The 18,017-nt window shown below is 57.9% G+C and carries 18 protein-coding genes and 5 tRNA genes; 12 read left to right on the top strand and 11 right to left on the bottom strand.

All coding sequences use genetic code 11. From position 1 onward, the window contains the following. Nucleotides 1-53 precede the first annotated feature (53 nt). On the bottom strand, nt 54-683 hold the full coding sequence (locus tag HMPREF3101_RS01465) for a copper resistance CopC family protein (RefSeq protein WP_246816599.1): 630 nt from the start codon (nt 681-683) through the stop codon (nt 54-56). A gap of 166 nt (nt 684-849) precedes the next feature. Then, nucleotides 850-924 (bottom strand) — tRNA-Val (locus tag HMPREF3101_RS01460). Nucleotides 925-1,187: 263 nt separating this feature from the next. On the opposite strand from HMPREF3101_RS01460, the gene HMPREF3101_RS01455 reads away from it, so the two are divergent. From HMPREF3101_RS01455 to msrB, 7 genes are all read left to right on the top strand, one after another. Continuing rightward, nucleotides 1,188-1,263: transfer RNA gene (locus tag HMPREF3101_RS01455), tRNA-Gly, on the top strand. Between the two features lie 22 nt (nt 1,264-1,285). After that, nucleotides 1,286-1,357, top strand: a tRNA-Val gene (locus HMPREF3101_RS01450). 1 nt (nt 1,358) lies between these two features. Then, nucleotides 1,359-1,434, top strand: a tRNA-Gly gene (locus HMPREF3101_RS01445). A gap of 1 nt (nt 1,435) precedes the next feature. Next, nucleotides 1,436-1,509 (top strand) — tRNA-Cys (locus HMPREF3101_RS01440). 50 nt (nt 1,510-1,559) lie between these two features. Further along, the gene (locus HMPREF3101_RS01435) at nt 1,560-2,234 is read left to right on the top strand and encodes a dihydrofolate reductase family protein (RefSeq protein WP_070462150.1); all 675 of its coding nucleotides are present in this window, start codon (nt 1,560-1,562) and stop codon (nt 2,232-2,234) included. After that, nucleotides 2,234-3,418 carry a glycosyltransferase family 87 protein gene (locus HMPREF3101_RS01430; protein WP_083280018.1) on the top strand — a complete coding sequence of 395 codons (1,185 nt, stop codon included), beginning with the start codon at nt 2,234-2,236 and terminating at the stop codon, nt 3,416-3,418. The genes HMPREF3101_RS01435 and HMPREF3101_RS01430 overlap by 1 nt, the downstream gene beginning before the upstream one ends. Further along, on the top strand, nt 3,363-3,767 hold the full coding sequence (msrB, locus tag HMPREF3101_RS01425; RefSeq protein WP_070462149.1) for a peptide-methionine (R)-S-oxide reductase MsrB: 405 nt from the start codon (nt 3,363-3,365) through the stop codon (nt 3,765-3,767). Before HMPREF3101_RS01430 ends, msrB begins: the two co-directional genes overlap by 56 nt. A gap of 31 nt (nt 3,768-3,798) precedes the next feature. On the opposite strand, the gene hemQ is transcribed toward msrB, so the two are convergent. Next, a complete protein-coding gene (gene hemQ, locus HMPREF3101_RS01420; RefSeq protein ID WP_070462148.1) occupies nt 3,799-4,500 on the bottom strand; it encodes a hydrogen peroxide-dependent heme synthase in 702 nt (233 codons plus the stop codon). 143 nt (nt 4,501-4,643) lie between these two features. On the opposite strand from hemQ, the gene HMPREF3101_RS01415 reads away from it, so the two are divergent. Both HMPREF3101_RS01415 and HMPREF3101_RS01410 read left to right on the top strand, forming a co-directional pair. Continuing rightward, nucleotides 4,644-5,252 carry a DUF3000 domain-containing protein gene (locus HMPREF3101_RS01415; RefSeq protein ID WP_246816614.1) on the top strand — a complete coding sequence of 203 codons (609 nt, stop codon included), beginning with the start codon at nt 4,644-4,646 and terminating at the stop codon, nt 5,250-5,252. Nucleotides 5,253-5,303: 51 nt separating this feature from the next. Beyond that, complete coding sequence (locus HMPREF3101_RS01410) at nt 5,304-6,488, top strand: HRDC domain-containing protein (RefSeq protein ID WP_246816597.1); 1,185 nt, start codon at nt 5,304-5,306, stop codon at nt 6,486-6,488. A gap of 25 nt (nt 6,489-6,513) precedes the next feature. Here the strand turns inward: HMPREF3101_RS01410 and dxs are convergent, their stop codons facing one another. The 4 genes from dxs to dut all read right to left on the bottom strand — a co-directional run bounded on the left by dxs (nt 6,514) and on the right by dut (nt 11,199). Then, nucleotides 6,514-8,442, bottom strand: coding sequence for a 1-deoxy-D-xylulose-5-phosphate synthase (gene dxs, locus HMPREF3101_RS01405; RefSeq protein WP_070462146.1), 1,929 nt, complete (start codon nt 8,440-8,442; stop codon nt 6,514-6,516). A gap of 78 nt (nt 8,443-8,520) precedes the next feature. Beyond that, complete coding sequence (locus tag HMPREF3101_RS01400; RefSeq protein WP_371327057.1) at nt 8,521-9,729, bottom strand: class I SAM-dependent RNA methyltransferase; 1,209 nt, start codon at nt 9,727-9,729, stop codon at nt 8,521-8,523. Between the two features lie 2 nt (nt 9,730-9,731). Next, entirely contained in the window at nt 9,732-10,643 is a 912-nt protein-coding gene (locus HMPREF3101_RS01395; protein ID WP_070462145.1) for a DUF3710 domain-containing protein, read from the bottom strand. A 94-nt stretch (nt 10,644-10,737) separates the two neighbouring features. Beyond that, the gene (dut, locus tag HMPREF3101_RS01390) at nt 10,738-11,199 is read right to left on the bottom strand and encodes a dUTP diphosphatase (RefSeq protein ID WP_070462144.1); all 462 of its coding nucleotides are present in this window, start codon (nt 11,197-11,199) and stop codon (nt 10,738-10,740) included. A 27-nt stretch (nt 11,200-11,226) separates the two neighbouring features. Here dut and HMPREF3101_RS01385 point away from each other — a divergent pair, with 27 nt between their 5' ends. Further along, a complete protein-coding gene (locus tag HMPREF3101_RS01385) occupies nt 11,227-11,739 on the top strand; it encodes a DUF3093 domain-containing protein (protein WP_070462143.1) in 513 nt (170 codons plus the stop codon). 31 nt (nt 11,740-11,770) lie between these two features. On the opposite strand, the gene HMPREF3101_RS01380 is transcribed toward HMPREF3101_RS01385, so the two are convergent. Together HMPREF3101_RS01380 and HMPREF3101_RS01375 are read right to left on the bottom strand one after the other, a co-directional pair. Further along, nucleotides 11,771-12,064, bottom strand: coding sequence for a DUF4193 domain-containing protein (locus HMPREF3101_RS01380; RefSeq protein WP_052204010.1), 294 nt, complete (start codon nt 12,062-12,064; stop codon nt 11,771-11,773). Between the two features lie 127 nt (nt 12,065-12,191). Continuing rightward, nucleotides 12,192-13,067: an inositol monophosphatase family protein gene (locus HMPREF3101_RS01375; protein ID WP_070462142.1), complete on the bottom strand. Its 876-nt coding sequence runs from the start codon at nt 13,065-13,067 to the stop codon at nt 12,192-12,194. A 55-nt stretch (nt 13,068-13,122) separates the two neighbouring features. On the opposite strand from HMPREF3101_RS01375, the gene ppgK reads away from it, so the two are divergent. Together ppgK and HMPREF3101_RS01365 are read left to right on the top strand one after the other, a co-directional pair. Next, nucleotides 13,123-13,881, top strand: a complete 759-nt coding sequence (gene ppgK / locus HMPREF3101_RS01370) for a polyphosphate--glucose phosphotransferase (RefSeq protein ID WP_070462141.1) — start codon at nt 13,123-13,125, stop codon at nt 13,879-13,881. Between the two features lie 112 nt (nt 13,882-13,993). After that, nucleotides 13,994-15,502, top strand: a complete 1,509-nt coding sequence (locus HMPREF3101_RS01365; RefSeq protein WP_083280017.1) for an RNA polymerase sigma factor — start codon at nt 13,994-13,996, stop codon at nt 15,500-15,502. A gap of 209 nt (nt 15,503-15,711) precedes the next feature. Here HMPREF3101_RS01365 and HMPREF3101_RS01360 read toward each other — a convergent pair whose 3' ends face one another. Together HMPREF3101_RS01360 and HMPREF3101_RS01355 are read right to left on the bottom strand one after the other, a co-directional pair. Continuing rightward, nucleotides 15,712-16,248, bottom strand: a complete 537-nt coding sequence (locus tag HMPREF3101_RS01360; protein ID WP_070462139.1) for a DUF4190 domain-containing protein — start codon at nt 16,246-16,248, stop codon at nt 15,712-15,714. Nucleotides 16,249-16,305: 57 nt separating this feature from the next. Next, on the bottom strand, nt 16,306-18,012 hold the full coding sequence (locus HMPREF3101_RS01355) for a DEAD/DEAH box helicase (protein WP_070462339.1): 1,707 nt from the start codon (nt 18,010-18,012) through the stop codon (nt 16,306-16,308). Between the last annotated feature and the right edge of the window lie 5 nt (nt 18,013-18,017).

The following is an 18,017-nucleotide window of genomic DNA, read 5'->3' as shown; positions in this document are numbered from 1 at the left end:
CGACGCCACGACAACCCCACCCGCGAGAAACCCCCTCCTAGATACAGTCACTTTTACTGTCCCTGTCCTTTACGAAGTTTTCCAAAAGCCGCAATCGCGGCACCGGCGACAACCAGTAACCCAACAACCGCCAACACCAGGCGCATGTTGGAGTTGCCTTCCTCTGCAACCGTTTCGTTCGCTGTTTCTGCTGAGGCGTCGGCCGTGCCTTCAACATCGGAAACATCGGATTCAGCCGCTTGCGCTAGCGGCTCTCCCGTCGGGTTAAACGTGAACGTGGTCATGCCCTTCGTTGCGTGCCCGTCTGAAGAAATGATCTGGAAGCCAATGCGGTAATTGCCGGGCTGCACCTCCAAGCCATCAGGCAGGTCCAAGCGAACAAAGTTCTGCTCAATCGTGGGTTCGCCGCTAAAGAGCACTTCCGGGCTACCGTCTACGTCTCGCGACAATGCGATAATGCTAAAGCCCTCTTTCGGGAAACCAGAAAACTCCAGTTCAAGAGTGCTAGGAAATACGGTGACTACCTCTTTATCAGCGGGAGAACCGCCGATCACTGCGTCATGAGCCAATGCTATAGGGGCGCTGGCGGCCAACACACTAGCTACAACAGCTGCCCCCGCAATTTTGGAAACAAGGCCTGCGCCCCGGTCTGAGCTCATTTGGTGGCACATGTTGCGACTCATCTTGCGGTGCAATCCTTCCGGTCACTGAATCGGTTTCGCTTGCTACTCACCATAGTGCCCGGGGGTAGACACTAAGTACACCCCTATTGCGGGGTATCCGCCCGCAAGTCTGCCCCACTGAAAGCAAAAGCTCCGGCAGTGCACTGTCTGCCGGAGCTTTTGTATCTGGTGGTCCTAGCTGGGATCGAACCAGCGACCTTTCCGGTGTGAACGGAACGCTCTTCCACTGAGCCATAGGACCGAACAGGTTGGTATGTTACACGCCTGCCCCCTGGTCAACGAATCGCCTGCTCATCACCCCCGCAAGCCGTTGGCCAATAGCCAGCAAATAACACCGATGTCATGGTCCATCGACACAAGTGGCCACCTTCATACCGAACAGTGCGAAACAAACCACAATCTACCTGGCGATTTGCCTATTTAAGACGGTAGGGGTTAATGTTCTATCTCGCACAACGCAGTCACCTAAACGGTAGTGACCTAAACGGTACAGCGAAATGCAATGCGGATGTAGCGCAGTTGGTAGCGCATCACCTTGCCAAGGTGAGGGTCGCGAGTTCGAGTCTCGTCATCCGCTCCAAGTCCCCTAGTGGGACTTTTCCGCGCGATTAGCTCAGCGGGAGAGCGCTTCCCTGACACGGAAGAGGTCACTGGTTCAATCCCAGTATCGCGCACGCGGATGTAGCGCAGTTGGTAGCGCATCACCTTGCCAAGGTGAGGGTCGCGAGTTCGAGTCTCGTCATCCGCTCCACGGTGGATTGGTCGAGTGGTTAGGCAACGGTCTGCAAAACCGTGTACACGGGTTCGATTCCCGTATCCACCTCCAATCACACAGCCCCGGTGAAGCGAAAGCTTTACCGGGGCTATTCTTTTTTCATGCCTGCTTCCCCGCACATGTCCCAACTTATTGGCCCCACTAAACCACCGCACCAACCCGAACTGCGCGCCGTTGCAATCACAACACTTTTCGGTGCTTTCGCCCGCAAGGGGGTGTCCGGGGAGTTAGGCAATGCGACCGATTCGAAGCTTCTTGCCGCACTGCGTACATGGGCAGATTGCGTCCTCGTCGGCGCCGGCACGGTCGAGGCCGAGCAATACGGACCATCCGACACTCCAATTGCTGTTGTGAGTCGCTCACTGGAGCTCGATCCCTCGCTGCCCATCTTTGGCACTGAACAACTCCTCATTGTCACTCCGGAACATTCGCTTAGCGACGCCGCGCGCACCCCCACCCTCCGCTGCCTACAAGAGCGGGGCGCGCAGCTTCTAAGTTCCGGCGACGGCTCGACGGCCAGCATCGTGCAAGCGCTCCGGGATCATGGCTTCGCACGAATTCTTTGCGAAGGCGGGCCACACCTCTACGCACAGATGCTGGATGCGAATTTGATCGATGTGCTGCATTTGACGGTTGACGCAAGCGTCGGCAGTCAGGATGCTTCCTGGGGTCTCAATCTTGACCAAGGTCGAGACTACGTGCGGCACTTTGAGGTGGATGATGTCACCGTGGATCAGCGCGCCATGGTCTTTACCCGCTTGCGGCGGGTACGGTAATGCGAGTGAAAGCAGCAAACGCCTTTGCCTGGCCCATCGCAATCAGCCTGATCCTCCACAGGTTGATTGTGCTTGCACGAACTGGGTCAGTTACAGACGATTTCACCACCGTATGGTCGGCCGCCCGCCGCTTCATAGAGCGTGTGCCGGTATACAACGAGGTCTACCACCACGTAAACCCTCACTATCTGTACAACCCAGGAGCAACATTATTGCTGTCGCCGTTGGGGCTGATCACCAGTGTGGATGCTGCACGCCCCTGGTTCATCTTGGCCAACGCCGCTGCCATCATCGCAGCGCTTGCCTGGCTCACTCGTCTCAGCGGCTATACGTTGTCCCACCCGATTTTCCCAATAGCATTGGCTTTAAGCTTTGCCACGGAGGCCGTAACCAACACCCTTGTGTTCTCGAACATCAACGGCATTCTGCTGCTCGCATTGACGGCATTTCTCGCGCTGACATCGACGCGTCACAACATCGCCGCAGGTCTGGTCTTGGGTTTTGCAATCTTGGTCAAGCCAATGTTTTTACCTCTTGTGGCGTTGCCCTTTTTCCTGTTCCGCTGGCGCAGCGTGCTCGCCGCGGTGATTGTCCCCGTTGTGGTGAACGCGATTGCCTGGCCGATTACCCCCGGGGCAAACGATTACCTGACCAAGCTTGTGCCGTATCTGGGTATGACGCGCGATTACGCCAACTCTTCACTTGCTGGGTTTGCCGTCTACTTCGGGATGCCGGAGTGGCTCCACCGCGTGCTGTTTCTCCTTTTCGCCGCTGCGGTAGCGGTTGCAGTGCTGGCGTTGTTGCGCTGGCGAAACGTTGACCAGTGGCTGTGGCTCACTACAAGCTCCGCTGTCCTGCTCGCCGGCGTGTGCCTTTTGTCCTCGCTGGGCCAAGCTTACTACTCCATGATGCTGTTTCCAGCACTGTTTACAGTGGTGCGGACTCACTCCCCTATGCATCTATGGACTGCGTGGCTGGGGGCATTTCTTTGCTTGTCACCGCTGGACTGGTGGAGTCCACACGCTCCAGCGTTCGGCAGCTGGTTGAACACGTTTTTACCCACCGCCGGATGGGCCATCTTTATCCTCGCTGTAGCAACGTGGGCCGTGGTGAGTACGCTTCAACACCATGACGGATTACAAAAACTGGACCGAAGCGCAGTGGCGAGAAAAACTGACACCTGAGGAGTTCTACGTTCTACGTCAAGCAGGCACTGAGCCCCCAGGTGTTGGCGAGTACACCAACACCACTACTGAAGGCGTTTACCACTGCAGGGCTTGTGGCGAGGAGCTGTTCCGCTCTACCGAGAAGTTCGAATCTCACTGCGGTTGGCCATCTTTTTTCTCCCCCGCGGACAGCGACAAGGTGATCGAGCGCGAAGACCGCTCCCACGGCATGGTCCGCACCGAGGTCCTGTGTGCTAACTGTGGTTCTCACCTGGGCCACGTATTTGCCGGCGAAGGCTACAACACCCCCACTGACCTGCGCTACTGCATCAACTCCATCTCTATGACGCTGGAGCCAAAGCAGTAGTTCGCAGATGCTTTACCCCCGTAGGTTTTACCTACGGCAGGATCTCAATAATCTCTGCAATGTCGCTAACGCGACGGCCCGTCTGGAATGGGATCTCCTCACGAACGTGGCGGCGTGCCTCAGTGTGGCGCATCTTGTGCATCAGTTCCTCGATACGCAGCAAAGTCGGCGCCTCGAACGCGAGCATCCACTCGTAATCACCCAAGGTGAACGCCTCAACGGTGTTGGCACGCACATCTGCAAAGTCACGGGCTGCCATGCCGTGCTCCGCCAAGATACGGCGACGCTCCTTCGGATCCAGCAGGTACCACTCGTACGAGCGCACGAACGGGTAGACAGTGATCCAGTCTCCCGGCTCTTCGCCCATGATGAAGCTCGGCAGGTGGGACTTGTTGAACTCTGCCGGGCGGTGAACACCGTTGCCTATCCAGCTGACCTCAACCAGCTGGCCGAGCGTTGTCGTGCGACGGAAGTCTGCCAGTGCCTTCTGCAGCTGGGAGAACTCTTCGGCATGCCACCAGACCATGAAGTCTGCATCTGCACGGATACCAGTGTTGTCATAGAAACCGCGGACGGAGACAACGCCCTCCTTCTCTAGATCAGCAAAGAAGTCTTGCGCCTCTTCAATAATCTTGCTGCGGTCCTGCCCGAGAGCACCAGGGATTGCGCGGAATACCGCGAACTGGAGGTAACGCTGTACAGCGTTGAGGGCATCGAAATCAAGCTTGGCCATGGGCACCCTTTCTCTATTGATCAATCGAAAGTTCTACATCATCGTACTACTCTGTGAGCGGCGCGCCTCCACGACTATCCGCCGGGTCAGCGATAGCTTTGATTGCTGTGAAGCACTCGGACACCTCCTCTGCCCCGGTTTCAATCAGCGCCGCGCTCAGCGGGGCGTCTTCTGACCCTGCCCCGGCGGCAACGCCTGCGGAGTTTTCTGCGGCTGTGGAGTCAATGCATGCAGCTCGGCTACGCCCCGAGATTACGTTGGGCACCATCCGCCCACCTCAACGACCGGCACCGTACTCGCACGCCATTGGCCTTGAGGTCGATCGCGGTGAAAACGTAACAGATGCCATGGATTCGGACGGAGACGCCTTCGGGCGCCTTATCCTCCTCCACTCTCCTGACGCAGAGGAAGCCTGGGAAGGCTCTATGCGGCTGGTGGCCTATATCCAGGCAGACATGGATGATGCCGTTGCGTCGGATCCTTTACTTCCAGACGTAGCATGGCAGTGGCTCAACGAGTCACTCGCACAGCGCGGCGCTGGTTTTACCAACTTGGGCGGCACCGTGACATCAACTGCATCGGTTCGTTTCGGCGAGATTGGCGGCCCACCGAGGGCGTACCAGTTGGAGATGCGCGCGTCTTGGACAGCTGACAGCTTAGATCTAGCTCCGCACGTAGAGGCCTTTTCGCAGGTGCTGGCACATGTTGCGGGACTGCCACCAGAAGGTGTGACAGAGCTGGGACACAGGTAAGTAAAAGCTGTAAACTAGCCTCCCGTGACAATAAGGCCAGAATATGAGTTCGTGGATACTCCCGCTGGGTTCCACCGAGCTGCGCATGCACTTTCCGAAGGCCGTGGCCCATTCGCGATTGATACGGAACGAGCTTCGGCGTTTCGCTTTGATGACCGCGCGTTCTTAGTCCAGATTCATCGTCGGGATTCCGGCACGTTCCTCATCGCGCCGGAAGGGCACCGCGAAGCGGTGACTGCTGCGTTGGCCCCAGTGCTCAATGGTGAGGAATGGATTATCCACGCTGCTGGTGAAGACCTGCAGGCCCTGGCCATGCTGAAGCTACATCCCGGAACGCTGTTTGACACCGAGCTTGCTGCTCGATTTGCTGGCTTCACCCGGCCAAACCTCGGTGCGGTGGTGGAACACTTCACGGGCGTTCATCTTGACAAAGGTCACGGCAGAGAAAACTGGTCGAACACACCTCTGCCGAAACCCTGGTTGGACTACGCCGCACTTGACGTGTTGTACCTGCACGATCTTGCTGAAGCACTCGCAGAAGTTTTGGATACCTCCGGTGCGCTCCCGTTTGCCGAAGCAGAGTTTGATCACCTCATTGAGACCCGTAGCCTCACATCCCCCGTGGAACGTTCGTGGCTTGACATTAAAGGACTATCCACGGTCCGTACCCCTCGTGGTCTGCAACTGGTGCGCGAGCTATACGCCATTCGTGAACGCCGTGCATTTGGCTCCGACGTTTCTCCACCCACCATCATGCCAACGAAGGTGCTTATAAATATCGGTAGGAGAGAACCAACGACTGAGAGCGAACTTGCTCGAGTACCGGGTTTCCCCTCCCATGACCGCGCAGTAGTTCGCACATGGATGAGTTATGTTGAACGCGCCTTGAACGATGAAGAGGCGATGTGGCCTTCTCTGCAGGATCGAAAAGCGAAAAAGCCCCCCTCCCAGGTGAAGTGGCAGCGCGAATATCCGGAGAACTGGCCAAAAGTGAAACTAGCAAAAGAACTCATTTCGGAAACAGCAATGACCCTCGGCATCCCCGGGGTGAACCTTCTATCTTCAAGTATCCTGCGCAAGGCACTGTGGACGAAACAGGAAATAGCGGGCGGAAACCTAGATGGATTGGACACGCATGCACTGATACCGCTGCTTGTGGACGCTGGTGCACGCCCATGGCAAGCAGAAATCGCAGCACCGGTTATCTCCGCGGCGTTCAACGAGTCCCCGCTCTAGGGGTGCAGCGCACTGTGATCCAGGTTTAGAGATCCTGAAGTTCCTCCACCCAGTCACGCAGCTGCTGTGCTGCGGAAACCGCATCCAACCCGTACTGTGCCAAGAGCTCAGCACGTGAAGCATGCTCTGGGAAAATATCCGGGAAAGCCAAATGGCGCACTGGTGTGGACACCGATGCCGCGGCCAAGGCTTCCCCAATGGCAGAGCCCACGCCTCCCCGCACAATGCCGTCCTCATAGACAACCACCATGTCATGATCCACGGCCATAGCAACGATGTCAGGTGAAACAGGGATAACCCAGCGCGGATCTATGACGGTGACACGAATCCCCTCAGCGGCGACATCTGCAGCAACCTGCATGGCGTACTCCGCAAACGTGCCAACAGCTACCAGCAGTATGTCCACGTTGTCGTCGCTGTCTTCATCTGCCTCGCCTACGGGTACATGCAAGACATCGACGCCGCTATCCAGACGCTCAACGGCATCAATGTTGTCTGCCACCGTACCTTTCGGGAAGCGCACAAGCGTTGGGCCGTCTTCCACTGCGATTGCCTCGCGGAAGGTTTCGCGCAGACGCTCCGGGTCGCGCGGCGCGGCAATCCGGATGCCAGGCACAATCGAGGTTAACGCCATATCCCAAACGCCATTGTGGCTCGCGCCGTCAGTGCCCGTTACACCCGCGCGGTCTAGGACCAGGGTGACGGGTTGGTTGAGCAACGCAACGTCCATAAGCAACTGATCAAATGCCCTGTTGAGGAACGTGGAGTACACCGCAACCACAGGGTGCATGCCGCCAAGTGCAAGACCAGCAGCAGACGCCACAGCATGTTGCTCCGCAATACCTACGTCAAAGAAGCGGTCTGGAAACTCTTCTGCAAACGGCGCAAGACCTGTCGGTCCCGCCATCGCTGCAGTGATGGCGACGATGTCATCACGCTCACGGCCCGCCTTCAACAACTCCTGGGTAAACACCGACGTCCAGCCGGGAGCCGACTTGGATAGCGACTTACCCGTCACCGGGTCAATCACACCCGTGGAGTGCATCTGGTCTGCCACGTTGTTCACAGCAGGGGCAAAACCATGCCCTTTTTCCGTCAGCACGTGGATAATCAGCGGGCCACGATAGGTCTTTGCGTAATTCAAGACGTTCAGCAACGACTTCAGATCATGTCCATCAACAGGACCGACGTATTTCATGCCCAGCTCAGAGAACATCTCCGTAGGCACCACCTGGTGCTTCACACCAGCTTTCAGGGCCTGCAGCGCACCAAACGTCCGCTCGCCCACCCAGCCCATGGACTTCAGCGTCTTTTTGCCGGACTCCATCACCTCGTCATAGCCCGGCTGGATCCGGATCTGCGCAAAATGATCGCGCAGCCGCGCCAAGTTCGCCGCAAAACCACCGATGGTTGGTGAATAGGAACGCCCATTGTCATTGACAATGATGACCACATTGCGGTCCCCTTCCGCAATATTGTTCAGCGCCTCCCAGCACATGCCGCCAGTCAACGCACCGTCCCCCACTACGGCGATCACGTGATCATCCTCTTCACCGCGCAGCTGCTTTGCCTTCGCTAGCCCATCCGCATACGACAGGGATGCAGACGCGTGGGAAGACTCAGTCCAGTCATGTTCGGATTCCGCGCGTGATGTGTAGCCGGACAGGCCTCCACGCTGGCGCAATGTATCAAACTGTCCGGCGCGCCCGGTCAGGATCTTGTGCACATAGGACTGGTGCGACGTGTCAAAAATGAACGGGTCCTTCGGCGAGTTGAACACTCGATGCAACGCGATCGTCAGCTCCACCACGCCCAAGTTTGGACCCAGGTGACCGCCGGTAGCGGACACCTTTTCAATGAGCAGTTGGCGAATCTCATCCGCGAGCTGGCTCAACTCTTCCTGCGACAACCCGTTCAGGTCTGCCGGTGAAGTGATTGTCTCGAGCAGTCTCACGGTTGATGTGCACTCCTATCGGTTACTAACTTCTCCGCAATCTTACACGCGGCGGCAACGGCGATGAACAGTTGAGGCTTAGCGCGGTTCAAGTACCGCGATCGTTTCAAAGTGGTGTGTATTAGGAAACGCGTCGATCAAGCCGAGCCGCTTGACTTCGTAGCCACCCTCGCGCCACGCTGCAACGTCACGAGCAAACGTCGCCGGGTCGCACCCAATGTGGATGACCCGCTCCGGAGATTTCGCCGCAATCGCAGCCACTACCTGTGCGCCCGCGCCGGTTCGCGGCGGGTCAAGCACTACTAGACCTGGGGCTTCAAGCGTATCGACGCCACGCTCAACCCTCTCAGCCACAACCCGCACATCAATGCCGTCCAGTGCCGGCTGCATGCGCGATGTAGCTGCCCGCGAGTAATCCACCGAAATGACGCGTGCGCCGCCAGTCGCCGCCTGGATGGCAGGCACAAACGCGCCAACACCGCCATAGAGATCCCATGCCACGTCCGAGGCGTAGGTGCCGCTGCCCCACTGCTCAATAACGTTTGCGTACGCGTTGGGTGCTGCGGTGTGTGCTTGCCAGAAGGCGGTTGCAGGAAAATGAAAGGTCGAAGAGCCATAGCCCGCTTCGATGCGCTGCGTGACCTCACCAGAGCCCTCAACTACGGTGTCGAAGTGTTCTACTCTCGTGCCCCGCTTAGCGCGAGTGGTCTGCACAATATGACGCGCGCCATCGCTATCCATAACGGCGACAACCTCGCTGCCCGGGGTAAAACGTGGCAACGAATCCATCAGCCCGGCAACTGGCTGCGTACACGTAGCGGAGGTGACAACTTCTGTCGAACGCGCCTTGCGCATCCCGGCGCGGCCCTGTCCATCCACGCCCAAACGCACGCGGGTACGCCACTGTGTCGACGGCGGAAGGCTTACTGCTTCGATCCCCAAATCTTGGGTGTTTTCTGCCTGTGCGAGAGCACGCAGCTGACCACGCAAGATCTCCAGTTTCAGACCAAGCTGCGCATCTGCGGCAATGTGGCTGAAATCGCAACATCCGGCCCCAGCAGCGGACGCCGGACACGTGTGCGCCACACGCAGCTCAGACGGCGTACGTACCTCCAGCAGTTGGGCACGCGCCCACCGCTTCTTGGACTTCGTAATACGAGCGTCAACGGTGTCGCCGGGGATGGCGCCGGCGATGAAGACCACGCGACCGTCGTCAAGCTGGGCAATGCCCTCGCCACCATGGGCCATACGTGTCACTGTGACGGTGACACGTGGAGCTTCAACCACCACTAGTCGTTCTTACGGCTTGCTTCGCTCTGCTCCAGAATCTGGCGCAGCGCATCCGACAAAGCATTCGGGTTCGGGGTGGTTGGGGCTTGCCCCGACGCACCCGCAGTCTGGCCCTGAGCCTGAGCAGCACGCGCTTCAACAGCCTGCTGCACCTGGGCTGCCAGCTGCTGTGGCAAGGTCACAGGAAGCGAGTTGCCAGAAAGGATCGCGTCCTGGCCACGGTAGATAAAGGAACGAGCAACAACCTCACGGCCAAGCTGAGCAAGTTGCTCCTCGCGCCCATTCGGCGCCGCAAGCGTTACGCGGTAGAGCCAACGTGGGCCCTCCACACCAATAATGCGGACGACACCATTGGTGCCCTTACCAACAACCTCACGCCCCCACGGGCCCTCCTCAAAGTTCATGGGCATACCTTCAGAACGCATACCCTCGCCGATGTCATCGGAGGATTCCTCCCAGAGGCCACCGGTACGCGGGGCGGCAAACGCAACCGGGGTGAGACGCCCGAATTCAGTAACAATGTGGACCATCTTCGGGCCCTGCTCGCCCATTTCCACCTGGACCTGGGAGCCCTTCGGCAACGGAATGCGAACAGATCCTAAGTTCAGCGTCACATCTGAGAAATCAGTGAAGTCAAAATCTTCAATCTCAACTGAATCACCGTCGAACGGACCGGTGGAGCCACCGACTGGATCGTAGTTTTCAATCTTGGTGGTACCAGGAGCCTGAGCAATCACGGTACCGGCAGCAGCCGGTGAAGACTCGGCTTCCGGATCAGGTGCCACTGCCGAAGCGTTTGTGTCTTCAGAGGTTGCTACAGCAACCTCTTCAGGCGCGGTCTCCGTAACCGACTGCGCTGCCTTTGGCTCTTGCTCTTCCTTCTTTTTCTTACCGAACGGCCAAAATGCCATGGTTCTTCATGCTCCTTAACGTGTTGTGACTGTGACGTAGGTGTCCCTAGGCGCCTTGTACAAGGGTTTCTTATTCTTTGCTTCTCAGCTGACCTTAGTAGGTGCCAGTAGAACCGTAACCGCCTTCACCACGGTCCGTGTCATCCAACTCATCCACTTCAATAAAATCAACCAGCTCCACTTTCTGCACCACCAACTGGGCAATGCGCATACCGCGGGTGATCTCAATCGGGGTGGTTGTATCCGTGTTTAGCAAGCACACCTTCAACTCACCACGGTACTGCGCATCCACAGTGCCAGGAGCATTCACAATGGTCAGGCCCTGCTTTGCCGCAAGTCCGGAACGTGGGTGGATCAATCCAACAGTGCCCATCGGCAAGGCAACAGCAATGCCCGTGGAAACCAGCGCACGCTGCCCCGGCTGCAACGTAATGTCTTCAGCGGAGTGGAGATCTGCGCCTGCATCACCAGCATGCGCACGAAACGGCATCGGGATGTCAGGATCGAGGCGCTTCACGCGCAAGGGGGGAAGGTCAGTTAGTACTAATTCGCTCACCCCGCCAACCCTACTAAGGTTTGATGGGTGACCGACAACAACGTTTCCCCGAATGCTTCCCCGCAAGTGCTCTACACGGAGCGCCAGTGGGTCCCCTGGTACTGGTGGGCCACCGGCTTAGGGTTGACGCTGCTGCTGGCGGGCCAATTTGGACTCAACCGCAATATCTGGTGGTTCCTCCTCCCGTTGATCCTCATCGGGGCGATGGTGATTTGGTTCCTCGTTTGGCTGTCCAAGACTGTGGTTCAAGTTGAAATGGACGCAGATGGCACACGCTGGCTCATCGTCGAAGACGCAAACCTGCCATCTAACGTAGTGACACGCTCAACCGTAGTGCCGGCATCCGCCCGCCAGAACGCACTTGGCCGTCAACTTGACCCTGCTGCGTTCCTGGTATCCCATACCTGGGTTCCGGAGCACGTCCTACTCGTGCTCGACGATCCGGAAGATCCCACCCCGTACTGGATGATTGCCACCCGCAACCCCGAGCGAGTGTTAGAAACGTTCCTGCCCGAGCAGGCAGCGGCCGCCCAACCCTAACGGCCAGATCGAGTATTGCTCGCAGTCAGTTCTACTCGCAGTCCAAGCAGATCATCGCGCCGTTCGGCTCCTCGTATGCAAGGCGCTTGCGTTTTTGCACCAAGAAGCAGGACGAGCACGTGAACTCGTCATCCTGACGCGGCTTCACCTCAACGTTGAGCTCTTCACCGGAAATCTCCTGGGCGGGAAGTTCAAACGCTTCGACGATTTCACCGTCATCATCCATGCTGCTGCCAGCAACTTCCGCGGCTTTCAGGCCTTCAAGAGAGTCGGTCTCGATGTCGTCGTCCATCCGTCGGCGCGGCGCATCGTAGTCGGTAGCCATGGTGTGATTCCTCCAGCTGTGTTACGTGTTTACGGGCCTTGAAAAGCGCCCAGTATCAGCGGAATACTAAAACACACAAGCATTTCTGTCATCAAAGCTGGTAAATAGGGGTAACAGAGGCAGTTTATTACCCCTCCATTGGTTGTGTAGCATCGCTGGATTTCAGGAGGTCAACAAAGCAATCCCACAAGCGCGGCGCAGCGGCGATCACCGGCGCCCCAACCACCCCCCGATCTTCCAGGCCGGGATGCAGGATTTTCGCTCCTGCTTCAGCCGCAATTACAGCCCCTGCAGCGTAGTCCCATGGGTGCGTGCCGTGCTCGTAATAAGCATCCACCCTTCCCTCTGCAAGGTGGCACAGGTCCAGGGCGGCGGAACCGAATCGGCGGATGTCGCGCACACGAGGCAAGATCCGCTGCAACAATGCCGCCTGCTTTGCACGCCACGCGGAGTTGTAGGCAAAACCGGTTGCTACAAGCGAGGTCGCAATGTCGTCCGCACGCGACGCCCGAAGCTGCGTCGTTTCACCATCACGCTCAACCCAGGCACCTGCCCCGGCTGCGGCGAAGTAGCAGTCCCCGTTGGCAACGTTAACTACACATCCGGCAACAAATTGCCCATCAATCGCCGCCCCCACAGACACGGCATAGGCAGGAAGGCCGTAGAGGAAGTTCACGGTGCCGTCGATAGGGTCGACGACCCAACTCACACCCGTGACACCCGCAACATTTGCTCCTTCCTCGCCAACAATCCCATCATCTGGCCGAAGCTGTCGAAGCTGGCGCACAATCTGCGCCTCGGAAGCCTTGTCCACTGCCGTAACTGGGTCTACTGCGGAGGACTTGGTTGAGGTGACCTGTGCAATCGAGCCGTGGTGCGACAGAAAGTCACGCTGGTGGGCGACTAACGCGGCTGCCTCCCGAGCGAGCTGCACACAAAGGTTTTTCAGCTCTTCGGGGCTTGGAGTATTGGTTGGTTGCGGTTGCGTTGATTCAGCAGGCATGGCCCCATCGTGCCAGAGGTGCAAGCGGAACTGTGGTGGCGATAGACTCGCCGGTATGACAACTTCCAACTTAGGCGTGGGTATTGACGTCGGCGGTTCCGGTATCAAAGGTGCAATTGTTGATTTGGATACGGGCGAGTTCGTAACTGAGCGTGTAAAAATTGCTACCCCGAAACCGGCCACGCCAGAAGCCGTTGGCGAAGTGGTTGCGAAGGTAGTTCGCCAGCTCGAGTGGAATGGCCCTGTGGGCGTTGCATTGCCCAGTGTGATCAAGAATCAGGTCGCAGTAACTGCTGCCAATATCGATAAAGCATGGATTGGCACTAATTGCCATGACCTTTTGACTACGCACTTGCCGGGGCGTGAGATCTCCATTCTTAATGACGCTGATGCGGCTGGCCTTGCTGAGGTCGCTTTTGGCGAGGAGCAGGCCAAGCAAAGTGGGGCTATCTTCCTTACGTTTGGCACCGGCATCGGCTCGGCCTTTTTCGCCGACGGCAAGCTGTTTCCAAATACCGAATTGGGCCATCTGCTTATCGACGGTGTGGAGGCCGAGCACCTCGCGTCCTCCGCAGTCAAAGACAACGAGGACTTGAACTTCAAGGAATGGGCAAAACGCGTGGATACAGTGCTACATGAGTTTGATCGCCTGTTCAATCCGAGCGCGTTCATCGTTGGCGGCGGCATTTCACGTAAGGCTGACAAGTGGGTGCCGCGCCTAACGGTGGATGTACCGGTGATTCCGGCGAAGCTTCGCAACCGTGCAGGTATTGTGGGCGCCGCGATGGCGGCGTACGAACACGTCAAGCCATAACATGATTTGATGCTCTACGCGGCGGGTCGATGGAATATTATTTTTCGTCCGCTGTTACTATGGGCGTTCTGAATAGCGGGACCGTATTTGTTCACTAGGCGAAAGGGCGTACGTGGTAGCCAGGAAAGCTTCGGGCACTAATTCCGTCAATGACACGGATGTGACTGCCTCCGGCGGCGACTCTGACAGCGCGACTAGCGAGGCAGCAGCTAAGCCCGCCCGGAAAACTGCCAAGAAGACAGCGAAAAAGACGGCCAAGAAGACCGCGAAGAAAACCGCCAAGAAGGCTGTAAAGAAGACGGCGAAGAAAACCGTGAAGAAGACTGCCCGGAAAGCCGTGAAGAAAACCACGCGTAAGGCGGCGGTAAAGGCGGCGGCTGATGAGGCAAATGAGTCGACCGATGCCGAGCTGACCCTTGACAATGACGAGGTTGATGCTGAGGACGACGGCCGCGACATTGACTACAATCCTGATCTTCTTGATGAAGATAAGGAGGATGACTTTGACGACGACCTTGATGAGGACGACGTAGAAGACGATGATGTCGACGAAGACGATATCAACCGCGATGAGGATGAAGACGAGGACGAAGAGGACGAGGAAGGAGACTCGGGTGCCTCGGTCTGGGACATCGAGGAGTCTGCTGCCTTGCGCCAGGCACGCAAGGACGCACAGCTAACTGCTTCCGCTGACTCGGTTCGCGCATACCTCAAGCAGATTGGCAAGGTCGCGCTGCTCGACGCTGAGCAGGAGGTGTCTCTGGCGAAGCGCATTGAGGCGGGTCTTTACGCCCAGTACCGCTTGGATGAGATGACGCGTGCGGCGGAAGAGGGAGATGCAGAAGCAAAGCTCACCCCCACCGTGAAGCGTGATCTGCGTGCTGTTGCGCGTGACGGACGCAAGGCGAAGAACCACCTTCTTGAGGCGAACCTTCGACTGGTTGTCTCCCTTGCTAAGCGCTACACCGGCCGCGGTATGGCGTTCCTTGACTTGATTCAGGAAGGCAACTTGGGCCTGATTCGTGCCGTGGAGAAGTTCGACTACTCCAAGGGTTACAAGTTCTCCACGTACGCCACGTGGTGGATCCGCCAGGCCATTACTCGTGCCATGGCGGACCAGGCCCGCACCATTCGTATTCCGGTGCACATGGTCGAAGTGATCAACAAACTTGGCCGTATTCAGCGTGAACTGCTGCAAGATCTTGGCCGTGAGCCGACGCCGCTTGAGCTGGCGAAGGAAATGGATATTACAGAGGAGAAAGTCCTTGAGATCCAGCAGTACGCCCGTGAGCCAATTTCCTTGGATCAGACGATTGGTGATGAGGGTGACAGCCAGCTCGGCGACTTCATCGAGGACTCCGAGGCAGTGGTCGCTGTAGACGCGGTGTCCTTCACCCTGCTGCAGGATCAACTGCAGGACGTGCTGCATACCCTGTCGGAGCGTGAGGCCGGCGTGGTTCGTCTGCGCTTCGGTCTTACCGACGGCATGCCGCGCACGTTAGACGAAATTGGCCAAGTGTACGGCGTCACCCGTGAGCGCATCCGCCAGATTGAGTCCAAGACGATGTCGAAGCTGCGCCACCCGTCGCGTTCCCAGGTGCTGCGCGACTACTTGGATTAGCACGTGGATGCTCTTGCACCACGCGGAAACTCTCGCACATAGCAAAAAACCCGAGCAACTGCTCGGGTTTTTTGCTTAACGGCCAGCTCTTTCGTGCATGCGCGCGTGGCTACAACTTCGAGGCTACAACTTCGAGCACGGCGATTTGAGTTGACTAAGGAACCGTCACGTACTCGAAATCCCCTACTCGAGGCATACCTTGCAGCGAATTACTTGCCTCCGAAACGCTCCACTACGCGATCTTCGATGCACTGCTCCATCTTCTCGGGGTTATTCACGTACTGCTGGCATTCCTTTACCTCGTTGAAAACGAAAAGAGCAAGAATGGTAAGAGCCGCACCGATAAGAAAGGCGATGATACCGGTGACAAGGCCACCAACGGCCATGCCTTTACGGGTAGGAACCGGGTATCCCCCTGCGGCAGCCTGTATCTCGTTGGCTTTCCGCATACCCATGAAGCCCAACACGACTGCGACAATGCCACTGATAATGGAGACAAACGGGAAGATCAGAATCAGGACCAGCGAGACGATGCCAACGATCAGTGAGGCAAGCGCCAGATTGTTCGCGGGTGCAGTTGCTGCAGCGCCATACCCCGGCTGGGCGTACTGCTGGTTGTATGCGTTCGCACTGTACTGTTCGCCGTACTGCGCGCTGTAGTCCTGCGAGTCCTGCGAACCGTAACCATTATCGCCGTAGCTGTAGCCATCTGGGCTGTTAGATTCGTTGTTGTTTGGATTGGTCATATATTCCTCTTCTCTAAGCCTGCAACAACCCACACCTAAAAGTGCGTACAGGAAACCCTACCAGCCGCGAAGGTAGTTGATCCGTTCACGCAGTTGTTCGGCGTTGCACAACGCCGTCGGCGGTCCCCCGCAGGCCTTTCGCGCCTCCGTGTGAATTGCCCCGTGCGGCCGACCCGTCTTGCTGGCCACAATGGCAACTCGCGCGTTAAGTTCCTTGCGTAGCTGCGGGATTTCGTCGGCGGCAACACCGGCACCACTGTCCTCGCTCGCAGCAGGTTTCTCGGGGTCTTCATGCTTAACAGGCTCGCCGTAGATTTTCGCGCGCTCAATCTCAGCACGTTCAGCCGCCTTGCGAGCCTTCTCTTCTGCTTCACGCGCATCCAACTGGTCGCTTTGACGCTTCCGAAGCAGCGCCTTGACCTGCTCGGGGTCGAGCAAACCCGGCAGGCCTAAGAAGTCTTGTTCCTCGGCAGAGCCGGCAAGGGTTGGAGTGCCGTATGTGGAACCGTCGAAAATCAGCGAATCCAGCTCTGCCGAAGCACCGATGGCCTCATAGTTAGACTCCTCATCCGGTTCAGTCTGCGTCCGGTTCGCTTGTTCTAAAAGCTCATCTGACCACCCTGATTCACGGTGTGGTTTACCCAAGACGTGGTCGCGGGAAACCTCCATCTCCTCAGCCAGCTGCAACAGCACCGGCACGGAGGGCAGGAACACCGAAGCCGACTCCCCCGGCAGGCGGGAGCGCACAAAACGCCCGATGGCCTGCGCGAAGAACAGTGGTGTTGAGGCGGAGGTTGCGTAAACACCAACTGCCAGGCGCGGCACGTCCACACCTTCAGACACCATGCGTACGGCCACCATCCATTCGTCGGAAGAGGCGGAGAAGTCGTCGATACGCGCGGAAGCCCCCGGCTCATCTGAAAGGACGACGGTGACTGGGGTGGAGCTGATCTTCTCCAGAATGCGGGCGTACGCACGCGCGGTGGTCTTGTTGGTGGCAATGACGAGGCCGCCGGCATCAGGCATGTTCACACGCAGCTTCAACAAACGCGTGTGGGCAGCGCTTAGCACAGCGGCAATCCAATCACCTTTCGGATCCAGCGCGGTACGCCACGCCTTGGCGGTTTGCTCCGCATTCAAAGGCTCACCGAGACGTGCCGAATACTCCTCGCCTGCGGAATCCTTCCACTGTGCCTCGCCCGAGTAGGCGAGGAATACAACGGGGCGCACAACGCCGTCGCGCAGCGCCTCGGCATAGCCGTATGTGTAGTCCGACTCTGAAATCAGGTGGCCTTGGCCATCTTCCGCATAGCGTACGAACGGGATCTGCGAGTCATCGGAACGAAACGGTGTACCTGTCAGCGCCAGGCGGTGCTCGACGTCGTTGTACGCCTCATACACACCATCGCCCCAGCTGCGGGCGTCACCGGCGTGGTGGATCTCGTCCAAAATCACCATGGTCTTGCGCGCAGACGCCACCGCGTGGTGCTTAAACGGGTGCATACCTACTTGGGCATAGGTCACCACAATGCCGTCATAGGAAGCATTGACAGCAGACGAGTTGGTGAAATTCGGATCCAGCGACAGCCCGAAACGCTTCGCCGATTCCGCCCACTGGTGCTTGAGGTGTTCCGTTGGCACAACCACGATGATGCGCTGCACCGACTTCGCCTCATAGAGACGAGACGCCAGCGTCAACGCGAAGGTGGTTTTACCCGCCCCTGGGGTAGCCACAGCCAGAAAATCGCGTGGCTTGGTGCGCATGAACT

Source organism: Corynebacterium sp. HMSC29G08, assembly GCF_001806875.1.
In the GTDB taxonomy this organism is placed as follows: domain Bacteria; phylum Actinomycetota; class Actinomycetes; order Mycobacteriales; family Mycobacteriaceae; genus Corynebacterium.
Note: the sequence above shows the minus strand (reverse complement) of the source record. Positions and strands in the feature narration are given on the sequence as shown.

Bases quoted from the DNA above. Each gene is read 5' to 3' on its own strand.
- ppgK (WP_070462141.1), top strand. From the start codon at position 13,123: ATGACAACTTCCAACTTAGGCGTGGGTATTGACGTCGGCGGTTCCGGT.
- HMPREF3101_RS01435 (WP_070462150.1), top strand. From the start codon at position 1,560: ATGCCTGCTTCCCCGCACATGTCCCAACTTATTGGCCCCACTAAACCA.
- HMPREF3101_RS01395 (WP_070462145.1), bottom strand. From the start codon at position 10,643: ATGGCATTTTGGCCGTTCGGTAAGAAAAAGAAGGAAGAGCAAGAGCCA.
- HMPREF3101_RS01430 (WP_083280018.1), top strand. From the start codon at position 2,234: ATGCGAGTGAAAGCAGCAAACGCCTTTGCCTGGCCCATCGCAATCAGC.
- HMPREF3101_RS01375 (WP_070462142.1), bottom strand. From the start codon at position 13,067: ATGCCTGCTGAATCAACGCAACCGCAACCAACCAATACTCCAAGCCCC.
- HMPREF3101_RS01360 (WP_070462139.1), bottom strand. From the start codon at position 16,248: ATGACCAATCCAAACAACAACGAATCTAACAGCCCAGATGGCTACAGC.
- hemQ (WP_070462148.1), bottom strand. From the start codon at position 4,500: ATGGCCAAGCTTGATTTCGATGCCCTCAACGCTGTACAGCGTTACCTC.
- HMPREF3101_RS01465 (WP_246816599.1), bottom strand. From the start codon at position 683: ATGAGTCGCAACATGTGCCACCAAATGAGCTCAGACCGGGGCGCAGGC.
- msrB (WP_070462149.1), top strand. From the start codon at position 3,363: ATGACGGATTACAAAAACTGGACCGAAGCGCAGTGGCGAGAAAAACTG.
- HMPREF3101_RS01380 (WP_052204010.1), bottom strand. From the start codon at position 12,064: ATGGCTACCGACTACGATGCGCCGCGCCGACGGATGGACGACGACATC.
- HMPREF3101_RS01355 (WP_070462339.1), bottom strand. From the start codon at position 18,012: ATGCGCACCAAGCCACGCGATTTTCTGGCTGTGGCTACCCCAGGGGCG.